Annotated in this window: 10 protein-coding genes and 1 pseudogene; 4 read left to right on the top strand and 7 right to left on the bottom strand. The window is 61.2% G+C overall.

What is annotated here, in order from left to right:
- Positions 1–491: 491 nt before the first annotated feature.
- Positions 492–1,445 (bottom strand): aldo/keto reductase, encoded by a 954-nt coding sequence (locus PQR62_RS14985; RefSeq protein ID WP_408158770.1) that lies wholly within the window; start codon positions 1,443–1,445, stop codon positions 492–494.
- A 415-nt stretch (positions 1,446–1,860) separates the two neighbouring features.
- Between PQR62_RS14985 and PQR62_RS14980 the strand changes: the two genes are divergently transcribed.
- From PQR62_RS14980 to PQR62_RS14965, 4 genes are all read left to right on the top strand, one after another.
- Complete coding sequence (locus PQR62_RS14980; RefSeq protein WP_408158769.1) at positions 1,861–3,534, top strand: Na+/H+ antiporter; 1,674 nt, start codon at positions 1,861–1,863, stop codon at positions 3,532–3,534.
- Positions 3,535–3,993: 459 nt separating this feature from the next.
- The gene (locus tag PQR62_RS14975) at positions 3,994–5,043 is read left to right on the top strand and encodes an AraC family transcriptional regulator (protein WP_408158768.1); all 1,050 of its coding nucleotides are present in this window, start codon (positions 3,994–3,996) and stop codon (positions 5,041–5,043) included.
- A gap of 137 nt (positions 5,044–5,180) precedes the next feature.
- Positions 5,181–5,939 (top strand): aldolase, encoded by a 759-nt coding sequence (locus tag PQR62_RS14970; RefSeq protein WP_408158968.1) that lies wholly within the window; start codon positions 5,181–5,183, stop codon positions 5,937–5,939.
- Between the two features lie 74 nt (positions 5,940–6,013).
- A complete protein-coding gene (locus PQR62_RS14965; RefSeq protein ID WP_408158767.1) occupies positions 6,014–7,405 on the top strand; it encodes an MFS transporter in 1,392 nt (463 codons plus the stop codon).
- Positions 7,406–7,519: 114 nt separating this feature from the next.
- Here the strand turns inward: PQR62_RS14965 and PQR62_RS14960 are convergent, their stop codons facing one another.
- From PQR62_RS14960 to PQR62_RS14935, 6 genes and pseudogenes are all read right to left on the bottom strand, one after another.
- Entirely contained in the window at positions 7,520–7,786 is a 267-nt protein-coding gene (locus PQR62_RS14960; RefSeq protein WP_408158766.1) for a hypothetical protein, read from the bottom strand.
- A gap of 235 nt (positions 7,787–8,021) precedes the next feature.
- Positions 8,022–8,855, bottom strand: coding sequence for a type 2 periplasmic-binding domain-containing protein (locus PQR62_RS14955; RefSeq protein WP_408158765.1), 834 nt, complete (start codon positions 8,853–8,855; stop codon positions 8,022–8,024).
- Positions 8,848–9,621 (bottom strand): ABC transporter permease, encoded by a 774-nt coding sequence (locus tag PQR62_RS14950; protein ID WP_408158764.1) that lies wholly within the window; start codon positions 9,619–9,621, stop codon positions 8,848–8,850. Before PQR62_RS14950 ends, PQR62_RS14955 begins: the two co-directional genes overlap by 8 nt.
- Before the next feature lie 233 nt (positions 9,622–9,854).
- On the bottom strand, positions 9,855–10,859 hold the full coding sequence (locus tag PQR62_RS14945; protein WP_408158763.1) for an ABC transporter substrate-binding protein: 1,005 nt from the start codon (positions 10,857–10,859) through the stop codon (positions 9,855–9,857).
- Positions 10,856–11,629, bottom strand: coding sequence for an ABC transporter ATP-binding protein (locus tag PQR62_RS14940; protein WP_408158762.1), 774 nt, complete (start codon positions 11,627–11,629; stop codon positions 10,856–10,858). The genes PQR62_RS14945 and PQR62_RS14940 overlap by 4 nt, the downstream gene beginning before the upstream one ends.
- A 524-nt stretch (positions 11,630–12,153) precedes the next feature.
- Positions 12,154–13,023: pseudogene (locus PQR62_RS14935) on the bottom strand (SDR family oxidoreductase); the annotation flags it as partial.
- Positions 13,024–13,051 lie beyond the last annotated feature (28 nt).

Here is a 13,051-nt window from a genome sequence, read left to right as displayed (position 1 = left end):
GCGTCATACTGCAAACGGCTGCGTTTATGATTTTTACGTATTGAAGCTCTGCTGCAGATTGCTTAACTCAGCGTCTTGTTACAGACCAATGTCGACCGCCGCTACGGGCGATGGCCAAGAATATTATCATGTGCATTTTGAGCCGGATTCACCCCGGCCAGTTTATTTTTTTGCAGCCCTCGCAATCCGGAATTATGCCTGCGGCATTTAAAAATGACTGTCAGATTTCTCCCGCATCGCATGTAGGACAGAAGCCGGAGACATTCCCAGCGGGCATGTCAAAACCGTGCAGCGCGGACAGGGCAGACCAAGGCGAGTAGGCGCTGCAATGTAAGAAGGAGGGAGCCAGGACGGACGAAAATGCCTGAAAAGCAGAGAAAGAGAAAAGAGGCGGCAGGGATGCCCGCAAGCCGCCCCGGCATCGCCGAAGCGCTTGGCTCGGCAATGCCGGGGCGTGCTTATGCAGATATCAGCAAATGGTCAGCATGGCGTCAGTAAGCGCTGGCGGCATCCAGTTGCGAAATGGCGTCTTTATCCAGCGCCAGCTGCGTGGCCGCAACCAGCGCGCCAAGTTGCTCCAGCGAGGTGGCGCTGGCAATCGGCGCGGTCACGCTGGGACGCGCGATCAGCCATGCGAGAGCGACGCTGGCCGGCGTGCTGCTGTAGCGCTCGGCGACGGCGTCCAGCGCATCCAGAATCTTCAGGCCGCGCGGGTTCAGATAGGACTTGACGCGACTGCCGCGTGCGCTGCTCTTGCCGAGGTCGGCTTCGGAACGATATTTGCCGCTCAGAAAACCGCTGGCCAGCGAGTAAAAGCCGATCACGCCCACGCCATGCTTGAGGCACCATGGTTCCAGATTCTTCTCGAAATCCTCACGGGCAATCAGGCTGTATTCCGGCTGCAGGGTCTGGTAGGTCGGCAAACCCAGGCGTGCGCTGACGGCGCGTGCTTCGGCCAGCCGCGTGGCGTCGTAGTTGGAGGCGCCGATGACGCGCACCTTGCCCTGCCTGATCAGCTCGCCGTAGGCTTCCATGGTTTCTTCGAAAGGCGTGCTCTTGTCGTCGTCATGCGATTGATAGAGATCGATGTAGTCAGTTTGCAGGCGGCGCAGCGAATCTTCCACCGCGCGCTTGATGTAATCCTTCTTCAGACCCACCTTGCCGTCGCCCATGTCCTTGCCGACCTTGGTGGCAATCACCACCTTGTCGCGCCGGCCGCCTTGCGCCAGCCATTTGCCGATGATGACTTCCGACTCGCCGCCCTTGTTGCCCTCGACCCAGCGCGAGTAGACGTCGGCGGTATCGATCAGGTTGAGACCGGACTCGACAAACTTGTCGAGGATGGAAAACGAAGTCTTTTCATCGATGCTCCAGCCGAACACATTGCCGCCGAAGGCCAGCGGTGCCACCTGAATATCGGAATTGCCAAGTTGACGTTTTTGCATCAGAACTCCTTCACGTTGATTGCGGAATGATCTTGATCAGGCGGCGCATGCTGCCGGTCGCAGGCCCGTTCTGCTACAGCGGATTACAAATGTAAATCTTGCAATCGGCGACTGTGGCTCCATGTGCTGTCCTCGCGGAACGGATGTGCATGCTGCGATTCGCCAACGCCGGTGCGGCATGTCCGCTGCGCGGCTGTTTGCGATGGCCGGTCTCCCGACTCAGCTGTGCCATCTGGCACGCTCTTGCCTGAAGCCGATGATTGTATGCCGCATCGGGTTTCGCTGCCGGGCGCACCATCCGCTCTATACTTACAGCTTCGCTGCGATGCCGGCCCTGCCTGTATCGCCGGCGCTGTGGCGGTGGCTCAGGCTGCAGCTGCGCGCTCAGACCAACAAGAAAATCTCACGCCGGCCCATGGAAATAGTTTTTACCGTTCTGATCCTCTTGCTCGCCGTCGCCGTCTCCGGCGTGGTGGCGCGCCTGATGCCCGTCAATATTCCGCTGCCGCTGTTCCAGATCGGACTGGGCGCCCTGCTGGCGCTGCCGATGTTCGGCCTGCGCATCGATTTCGATCCGGAGTTGTTCCTGCTGCTGTTCATTCCGCCGCTGCTGTTCACCGACGGCTGGCGCATGCCCAAGCGTGAATTCTTCCGGCTGGCGCAACCGATTCTGGCGCTGGCGCTGGGGCTGGTGCTGTTCACCGTGGTCGGCGTCGGCTACTTCATTCACTGGCTGATCCCGGCGATCTCGCTGCCGGCCGCGTTCGCGCTGGCGGCGGTGCTGTCGCCGACCGATGCCGTGGCGGTCTCGTCCATCATCGGCAAGGGCCGCCTGCCGGCCTCGATGCAGCATGTGCTGGAAGGTGAAGCGCTGATGAATGATGCTTCCGGTCTGGTCGCATTCAAGTTCGCCATCGCGGCGGTGCTGACCGGCACGTTTTCGCTGTTCGACGCCAGCATCAGCTTCGTGCTGATCGCCATCGGCGGCATTGCGGTCGGCCTGATCGTGGCCTGGGGTTTCGGGCTGGTGCGGCGCAAGATCATCGAATGGAGCGGCGACGAGCCCGGCATTCAGGTGGTGCTGCTGATTCTGATTCCGTTCTCGGCCTATATCTTCGCCGAACATTTCGGCCTGTCCGGCATTCTGGCGGCGGTCTCGGCCGGCATGCTGATGCCCTATATCGAAACTGCCGGCGGCGAATCGGCGGCCACCCGCATGCAGGGCCGCAGCATCATGACCATGATGGAATTCGTGTTCAACGGCATGTCGTTTCTGCTGCTGGGTCTGCAATTGCCGGGCATCGTCAGCCTCGCCCACCTCGATGCGCAACTGGCCGGCAACGTGCCGGTGTGGCATCTGTTCGGCTATATCGCCGCAATCACGGTGGCGCTGGTGGTGCTGCGTTTCATCTGGGTCTGGATCAATCTTCGTCTCAGAAAATTTGCCAGCGCGGTGCGCGGCCAGAGCGCGCGCCATCGCCGCTTCGATCTGCGCCTGATCAGCATCACCTCGCTGTCCGGCGTGCGCGGCGCGATCACGCTGGCCGGCGTGATGTCTATCCCCTTTACCATGCCTGGCGGCGGGCCCTTCCCGGCACGCGATCTGCTGATCTTCCTGGCCACCGGCGTGATCGTCTGCTCGCTGCTGTTCGGCAGTTTTTTCCTGCCCTGGCTGCTCAAGGATCTGCGCCTGGAGGCCGAAGTCAAACGCCGCCACTCGGAAGAGACCTCGGCCCGCCTGCGTCTTTCGGAAGCCGCCGTGCGCAGCATCGAGGCCGCTCAGGAGCGCATGGGCGCCAAGCTGGATGAGGCCGATCTGGGTCTGCTGACCGAAGTCAGCGGCAGCCTGCTGGCGACTTACCGCATGCGCATGGATGCCGAAAGCGGCAGTGAAGAAACCCTGCGCACCGCCAACCGCTTCAAACAGTTCGAACGCGAACTTCGGCTGGAAGCGATCCGCGCCGAACGCCAGGAAGTGCATTATCTGCGCGCCGAGCAACGCATCAACGATGAAACCTTCCTGATGCTGATCAACCAGATCGATCTCGCGGAAACCTGGTTGCTGGGTTCGCTGAATGCGCCTAACTAAATAAAATGCCGGGCTGATCTGTCATGCCGTTCAGTCTTAACTGAACGGCATTTTTATTATTGCGTTCATAGCAAAATTCCGTTCGCCCTGAGTCGCTGCAAAGCAGGATATCGGATATCGAAGGGCCGCCAGGAACGGCGAAGGTGCCGCGCCGGCTTCGATATGGTCCTGCGGACCTGCTCGGCCCGAACGGAGGAAAAGATCGCTCAAGCTCTCTTTGAGCTTCACCGAAGGGCAGCAGGCCAGGAACAAGGTGATTTCTGCTAGCCGATCACGTCCCGCTGCGCATGCCCGTGCACGCCATCTTCAGCAACTGAGCTTGCCTGCATGCGCCAGTCCGCATCAATGCGTCCAAATCCCGCCGCAGCCCGCTCCCGCCAAGCCTCAGGTGCCGAACAAGCACGGAAATTGCTTGTATGATGGCATTGCCATCCGCCCAAGCTTTGAGGAGATTTCGCCGTGCCGACATCCCTGATTTCCGGTCTGCCTTATATGCCCTCGCTGCATCCGGTCAATGCATTTTCCACACACCACCTGAAATACGCCCTCGACGATCTGGTCGGGCCCGGCGACATCCGCACCGATGCCGCCCTCCCCGGCACACTGTCGGCCTGCCGTCTGGTCGGCGGCGGCGTGATGATCATCGCCGCGCTGCCGGCCGGCACCATGGTGCGGCATGAATGGGAACACGTTGCCGGACTGGAATCCAACGATGTGCTGGCCAGCATCGTGCTGGAAGGCAAGGGTTGCGTATCGCAGAACGGCGTCGAGCTGCAGTTCAATGCCGGCGATGTGTTCTACCGCAAGGCGCGCATGCCCTCGACGGTGCAGAACGCCAGCGCCTGCCGCTTCCTGCTGCTGCGCTTTTCCTTCAGCCGTTTCAACGGCGCCCATACCAGCCGCTTCGACCGTTTTATGCCGACCCTGGCGCGCCGCGACTCGCCCTTGCGCAGCGCGCTCTGGCAATACGCGCAAGAGGTGCTGCCGGCGCTCTCTGGCGCTCACAGTGAGACCGCCGGACATTCGCTCAACACCATCTATCACGCCGAGCAGGCTTTCGTCTCGCTGCTGTCGGCGGTGTATGCCGAGTCGCAGCAGGCCGAAACTGCGCCCGCTGCCGGCGCCGCCGACAAGCAGAAAACCCGTTGGGAAACACTGGTCAGCACGCTCGACGCCATGCTGTGCGAGCCGGACCTCAGCGTCAGCCAGTTGTCGCAGGCGCTCGGCATTTCGCCGCGGCTGGTGCATCGCCTGTTCGCCAGCCACGGCCATCGCTATAGCAATTACCTGCTGGAAAGACGACTGGAGCGCGCCCATTCCGATCTGTGCAGCCCGGCCTGCAGCAAGCTCTCGGTATCGGACATCGGCTTTCGCGTCGGCTTCAATAACGCCAGCCATTTCAGCCGCAGTTTCCGCCATCGCTACGGCGTGCCGCCTTCGGCCTTGCGTGGCACAGCATCTTCCACCTTCACATCCTCTCCGGATCCCATGATGCCGGCCCATGCCTGAGCCGGCACTAGCCTGATTTCTTGCGCCATCGTGCGACGGCGCTTGCAGACATGCCGCCGTGCGCTCAGGTGTCAGTCGTGACGGCCGTCGGCCGCTAATCTTGTCCCACCGATATTTATACGAGGGAGAAGAAATTGATCACGCCAGCCAAAGAAGATGTTTCCAGCCAGGCGCTGCGCCGCATGTCGGGCGGGCTCGATTACGGCGACTGGACGCCGCGCGAAAAGATCGCGCTGTCCTGCAACATTCTGGCGGCCGAAGGCCACTCCGAAACGCTGGCCGGCCAGATCACACTGCGTCAGAGCGACGGCACTTTTCTGACCACGCCGCTGGCGCAGGGCTTCGACGAACTCGACGCCAGCTCGGTGATCCGCATCAACGACCAACTGGAAGTGCTGGAAGGCAAAGGCGTGCCGAATCCGGCGATCCGCTTCCACCTGTGGGTGTATGCGCGCCGCAGTGATGTGAACTGCATCATCCACACCCATCCGCAATACGTGTCGACGCTCAGCATGACCGGCCAGCCGCTGGCGATTGCGCACATGGACGCCACGCCCTTCCACGACGACTGCGCGTTTCTGAGCGAATGGCCGGGACTGCCGATTGCCGATCAGGAGGGCGAAATCATCTCGGCCGCGCTGGGCGACAAGCGCACCATCCTGCTGGTCAATCACGGTTTTCTGGCAGCCACCTCCAGCGTCGAAGAGAGCCTGTATCTGTCGGTGCTGATCGAGCGCGCGGCACGCAATCAACTGCAGGCGATGGCAGCCTACGGCACGCTCAGGGAACTCGACCCCGCGCTGGCAAAAGAGTCGCACGACTTCCTGCTGTCGCCCAGCATCGTCAAGGCCAGCTTCGCGATGTTTGCGCGGCGTGTGCTGCGCCAGCGTTGCTGATGCGCGCTGGCTGAAGCTTCCGACATTCGTCGCCCTTCTCTCCATTCAGAATTCTGCCTAGCCAGGAGCAGTCCATGTCTACCTCTACATCTGCCGCCCTCTCCGCTTCTCCGCCGAAAAAACCGCGCCGCGCCATTGTGTTTCTCTCCAGCTTCATCGGCACCGCGCTCGAGCAATACGACTTTCTGCTGTACGGCACCGCCGCCGCGCTGGTGTTCAACAAACTGTTTTTCCCCACGCTCGATCCGCTGACCGGCGCGCTGGCGGCGATTGCCACCTATGCCACGGGCTACCTCGGACGGCCGCTGGGCAGCATCCTGTGCGGCTATCTCGGCGACCGCTACGGGCGCAAGTCGATTCTGCTGGCGACGCTGATTGTGATGGGCGTGGCCTCGACCTTGATCGGTCTGCTGCCGACATACACCAGCGCCGGCATCTGGGCGCCGGTCATGTTGTGCCTGCTGCGTCTGATTCAGGGCATTGCGCTGGGTGGAGAGCAAGGTGGTGCAATTCTGATCGCGGTGGAAAATGCACCCAGGGAGAAGCGCGGCCTGTTCGGCAGCTGGAGCTCCAGCGGCGGCATGGCGGGTCTGGTGTTGTCGACCCTGGCCTTGTCGCTGACCGCCAAATTGCCGGAAGCGGATTTCCTGAGCTGGGGCTGGCGTCTGCCGTTTCTGTTCAGCATGGTGCTGGTGGTGATCGGCGTGGTTGCGCGCGCACGCTTGCCGGAGTCGCATGAGTTCGAAGCCGCGAAGCAAGCCGGCAAAGTCAGCAAGACGCCGCTGCGCACGCTGATGCGCGACCACAAGAAACAGATTCTGCTGGCCTCGATTGCACGCGCCGGCGAGATCGCCTGGCCGATCAATGTGCTGGTGTTCACCACTGCTTATGCGGTGAGCCAGCTCAAGCTGGGCAAGCCGATGATTCTGAATGCGATCCTGATCGGCGCCTGTATCTCGATCTTCGGCAATACCTTCTTCGCCGCGCTATCGGACCGCATCGGCCATCGCCGCATGTACATCCTTGGTACGCTGTGCGCCGCAGTCTGCGTGTGGCCCTACTTCGGCATGATCAATACCGCTCAGCCGCTGATGGTCGGTCTGGCGGTAGCGATTGCGCTGGGCGTGATCCATCCGATGATGTATGGCCCGCAAGGCGCATTGTTTGCCGGTCTGTTCGGCACCCGCGTGCGTTACAGCGGCGTCGGCATCGCGCATCAGATCGGCGCGCTGGTGGGCGGCGGCATCACGCCGGTATTGTCCTCGCTGCTGCTGGCAAAAAATCAGGGCAGTCCGTGGATGGTGGCTTTGCTGATCACGGTGTTTTCCCTGATCGCTGCCTTGGCGGTGAAAGCCATGGGGGCGGAGTCCGCCGACGTGGCGGAGGCCCATGCCGTCGCTGAAAGTACGCAGAGCCTGCCGGCGTTCGGCACGCCGGCCGAACTTCAGGGCGGGACGCGACCTTGAGGCCATGCCGGTCTGAAACTGCGCAGGAAAGAAAACAAAAAGCCCGCAAAATATTGCGGGCTTTTTTATCGTCGTCTGCACCTCAGCGCAAACGATGCATGAACTATTGCGTGATCAGGCAGTGGTGCTGATCGTGGTGCCTATCACTTCGCCGTTCGAGTTGCGCGACACTTCATCTGCACGCGCGCGTTGCTCACGTGCTTGCTCGGCGCGCGTCTGATCGGCCTTCATTTCATCCAGACGCGTTTGCTCCGCCTTGGCGGCTGCACGCGCCTCATCCTGCTTGCGGGTCTCGTTCGGATCGGTCACCGAATAAGCGGTGCTCGGGGTAACGGTGGTGGAACTGGTAGTGGATGCGATTGCGTCAACGGCTGCCATCATGACCTCCTGATGTCTGGGGCGTGAAATTGAAATCTGATGGCCTCATCTTACACCCAAAGCTGCAACATTTTTGAGCAATGCCTCAGTGTTTTCCCTATAAACAGCTCGGATGCGACACGATTTTTTGCGATTCATTGCCAATGAGAAAACAAGTTTTATCAAAGCATTACTTTTATCGCCGACCACGAAACGGGGCGTTTCGTGCGGACGCGAAACGCCCCGTTTCGCCAGCCGATCAGTGACAATCCGGCACGTTCTGATCGAGATAGACTTCGAACGCGACATTGTTGGTCCACTTCTTTTTCAGCGCCGGCCAGAAATCGCCGCGCGACCAGTCGGCCGCCGCTTGCTTCACATAGCTGATCGCGGCGGCATCGTTGGCCGGTACTTTGAACATCAATGCCGAACGCGTCGGCGCCGGCAATTGTGCAGAGAATTTTTTCCACTCCGGCAGCTTGAGCAATTCCTTGAGCATGGTGTCGTCGTGCACGGCGGCATCGCACTGACCGACGCGCACCGCCAGCAAGGAGTCGGCCGGCGCCCGCATCACTTTTTCAATCGCGCCGTAACGCGCCGCCATCTGCCCGACATAGGCGCCGCCTTCCGACAGACACACCGTGCGGCCCTTGAGCTGCTCCCACTTCTTGATATCGGTGTCGGTGCGCATGATCGCCATGCCGCCGGCGCTATACCCGGTCGCAATCAGCACACTGCCATCGGCGTCGGCAGCATTCGCCGCATTGCCGCTGCGCACGGCGGCCTCGTCGACCATCACCAGCGCGAAGTCGGGTCGCGCCGCCTTCATCGCCTGCAAGGCCTTGCTGTCGCCGCCATTGCGCAGCGGCTCCGGCTTGAGTTTGAGACGCGCCGCCAGCGCTTCCGCCAGAATGCCGTCTATGCCTTCCGGCGTACGGAATTTGGCGCCGGCCGTGTAGACCGGCGGCACAAAATCCAGGCCGACGCGCAATACGCCGCGCGCCCTGGCATCGTCCAGCACACCCGCCTGCACACTGGCAAAAGTACCCAGCGCCAAGCTCACGCAGGCAACGACGGACGCCGCTTTATACATATTGATAGCGCAGGAGACGGTGCTTCAGATTTTCCAGAATCACCTGATCAATCAGCGCCGCCAGAATCGCAATGGTGAGAATGTTCGCCATCACGCCGACCATGTCGGCGGTCTCGCCGGAATAGGCCAGCGTGCGCCCCAGCCCCTTGCCGAAACCGACCAGCATCTCGGCCGAGATCAGCGCGCGCCAGGCATTGCCGAAGGCCAACTGAGCACCGGTGATCAGCTCCGGCATGACCGCCGGCAGATACACGCGACGCAGCATGCCGGCGCGCGACGCGCCCATCACACGCGCGGCCGATACATGCACCTGCTGCACGCTCTCGGTCGCATTCATCACCGACAAGGCCGCCGGAAAGAAAGCGGCGATGGCGACCACCACCACGATAGGCAGATTGCCGAAGCCCATCAGAATCAGGAACAGCGGCACCCATGCAATCGACGGAATCGACTGCAGAATCACGATGGCCGACTTCAGCACTTCGCGGAAGAAGAACAGCACCGCGCCGACCAGACCGAAACCGATGCCGAACAGCAGCGCCGAACCGTAACCCATGCCCAGCCGATACAAGCTGCCCCACAAGGCCACCCGGAATGCCGGCGACTGCACCTCTTCCCACAAGCGCACAAATACCGTCGGCACGCCCGGCATCAGAAACGAAGGCAAGCACCACGCCGCGATCTGCCACATCAGCAGAATGAAGGCGATCGCCATCACCATGGCAAGCTTTTTACGAAGACCGGTAACGCGACGCTGAGAGCTCATAACTTATAAAAGACGAAGGCCGGAACATCCGGCCAAAAAATAAAGATTCAATATTGTACGCAGCGAGCAACGCGAAGCGACAGGGTAAAAAATGAAATGGCGCTGTGCAGTGCGGCGAAAAGCGTAGCGAGCGCCCCGAGCTCGTTTCGAGAAGCGCAGCCGTACGGCGGTACGGCGAGCATCACAGAAGCGTGATCGGGGGGCGCAGTAGCTTTACGCCGTACTGATCACGATCACAACTTCCGGTCTTTTTGCCAGGACAGGTCAACGATGCTGCGCACATTGAACGGCTTGCCGTCGCGCGTCTTCAGCGTGCCCTGCTGTTGCAGAATGTCGGAGATTTCCTGCATGCGGTTCTGATCCTTCTCGTTCAGCTTGGCGCCGAAGGTCTGGCTCTTGATGGCGTCGCGGATCACGTCTTCGCGCAGCATTTCACCGTGCTTCAGGGTCTTGAGGGTCGGCTCGGCGATGAAGTAGCCGGCGATCAGCTTGGCCGCTTCGGCCGGCTTCTTTTGCAGCAGCGTGATGGCGTCACGTTGCGCATCCAGCGACTTCCAGACGGCATCGCGCCGCTTGGCCAGGGTTTCGCCGGAAGTGATCACCACCATGCAAGGGAAAGGCCAGACTTCGCCGATTTCATAGATCTGCTTGACCGGCGCGATCAGTTGCGCGATGCGCGCCTGCGGCTCGAACAGGAAAGCCGCATCGACGCGCTTGCCGACCAGCGACTGCACCGCCACCTGCGGGCTCACGCCCATCACGTTGACATCGTCTTCCTTGAGGCCGGCGTCTTTCAGCACCACGCCCTTGAGCACGACGTCGGCGGTGCTGCCCTCGGCTTGTGAGGCCAGCGTCTTGCCTTTCAGGTCGGCCACTTTCTTGATGCCTGAGTCTTCGCGCGCCACCAGCGCGTGATAACCGAGTTGCGCGCCGCTCACCACTTTCAGATCGGCCCCCTTGGAAGCCCAGGCCACCGCGTTGGTGAAGCCGAACACGCCGCTGTCGAGCTGGCCGCCGACGATGGCTTTGATGAGGTCGGTACCGGATTTGAATTCGATCAGTTCCACGTCCAGACCGTACTTTTTGTACAAGCCTGCCTCATAAGCCGCCATGGCTTGCGCATCATCCATCACGCGCAGATAGCCGATCTTGAATTTTTCCAGCGCCAGCGCATTCGTGCTGAAGGCCAGTGCCGCGATTGCCGCCAGTGCCGGCGCCCACAAACGTTTCAGTTTCATACCCCTACCCCCTCGATTGCCTTGCAAAATTCGTCTTGTTCGGCCTGAATGCCGAGCAGACAGAGAATCTCGCGACGGATTGCCGCGAATTCGGAAAGATCGTGCGTCTTTTCGTGATGCACCAGATTGAATTCTTTCAGCACGGTGGCCGGACGCGGGCTGAACACCAGAATCCGGTCGGCCAGGAACAGCGCTTCGTCGACATCGTGCGTGACCAGCAAGACGGTGGGCGACTCCGAACGTATCAGCTCGCGCAACGAATCCTGCAGCGTCATGCGCGTCAAGGCGTCGAGCGCACCGAAGGGCTCATCCAGCAACAGCGCCTTGGGGCGCGAAATGAAAGCGCGCGCCAGCGCCGCACGTTGGCGCATGCCGCCGGACACCTGATGCGGATAATAATTTTCGAAGCCGGCCAGTTTGACCTTGCCCAGCCATTCGCGGGCGCGGGCGGCGGCCTGCTTCTTGTCGACTTTCTGGAATTCCAGCGCCAGCGCCACGTTCTGCACCAGCGTCAGCCAGGGATACAGCGCGTTTTCCTGGAACATCAGCGTGCGTTCAGGATGCGGGCCTTTGATGACTTGATTGTCGGCCGTGAGACTGCCCGCGCTCGGCGTTTCCAGACCGGCCGCCATGTGCAGCAGCGTCGACTTGCCGCAACCGGAGGGACCGACCAGCGCCACCAGCTCGCCCGATTCGATATCGCGCGTGAATTCTTCGATGACGTGCAAGTCGCCGAAATGCTTGGCAATGTTCTTGAAAGAAAATCTCATGCGATGTCTTGGTAAGGTCCGTGGTGCTCGGGGTGTTCTTGATACCGGGCTGCGGGTGCAATGTCTGCAGCCGTGCCGCCGGATCGATCTTCAGGCGGCGCAATAAGTGGACGGGGCTTGCCAAGCTGCCGTTGCCGAGGCCGGCGAACTTTGATCTCTGATGCGTCGACTGGCACTCGCCCAAATCAATTGCCCATACTTCCCCACATTTTTTCATGCAGGGCGCCACTTTACTGTTGCTCCTAATGCAATACAACTACTTTAAATGCTTATGCTTATTCGAAAACCGAATAAGGAAATGCGCGATTTCATTCAAGAAAGGGGAACCGCGACATAAGCCTGTCTGCATTGAACCGGTATCAAAAAAGCATCATTTGCGGCGAGGGCGGCCCTTTTTTGCCTTTTTTCTTTTCTGCAGCGGGCTCGGTCACGGGCTCGCCGGTGCTGACATCGCTTGATACCTCGCCCATGGCCTCGCTTATCGCGGTGACGACAAGCGCCCGGGGAACACCTGGCTCCGGCTTTTTCATGCTCGCCAACAGATCCTGCACGGTCGCATAGCGCAGCCTGACGCCCAGCTCGCGCTTGAGACGCCGGTTATCCAGCTGCCGCGACTCCGACATGAAGGACAACATCATCGGCGTCACCGCCTGTTGCAGCGCGCTGCGCGGCAGGCGCGGCGGCGGCGGCATGTCGAAAGCCCCGGCCACGGCGTCGAAGTATTCCGCCATCTTGAGCCGGGTATCGTCCACCGCGTGATAGATGCGGCCGGGCATGGCGCGGAAGATCGCAGCTACCGCGATGCGCGCCAGGTCGTCGGCGTGGATGTGATTGGTAAAGACGTCGTCGGCCGCCGCCAGCGCCGGCGTGCCCTTTTGCAGACGCTCCAGCGGCAGGCGGTCGCGCGCGTAAATGCCGGGCACGCGCAGGATCGCCAGCCGCGAATTGCTGCGCCGGGCCCAGAGGCGCAAGACCTGTTCGGCATCGACCCGGCGTCGCGCGCGCGCGTTCTGCGGATTGACCTTGCGCGTCTCATCGAACAAGGCCCCGCCGCAATCGCCATAGACGCCGGTGGTGCTGATATAAACCAGGCGCGCCCGGTCGGGTAAAATGGCGGCCAAATTGCGGGTGCGGCGGTCTTTTTCGCCGGACGACTGCGGCGGCGCCAGATGTACGATGGTCGGCGCCAGTCGCAGTAGCCGCGCCAGACTGTCAGGCCGGTCGAGATCGGCCACCAGCGGCACGGCGCCGGCGGCGCGCAGTTCGGCGCAACGTTCGGGCCGACTGGTGACCGCCAGCACACGGAAATGCGGACGCAGCAAGGGCAGCATGCGCAGGCCGACGTCGCCGCAGCCCAGCATCAGTAAACGCGGCAAGCCGATTTTTTTAGTCATTCTTTAATCCCCATCTTCAAGATCAGAA

The sequence above is a fragment of the Herbaspirillum lusitanum genome, assembly GCF_046025995.1.
Lineage (GTDB): Bacteria > Pseudomonadota > Gammaproteobacteria > Burkholderiales > Burkholderiaceae_D > Herbaspirillum > Herbaspirillum lusitanum_A.
Note: the sequence above shows the minus strand (reverse complement) of the source record. Positions and strands in the feature narration are given on the sequence as shown.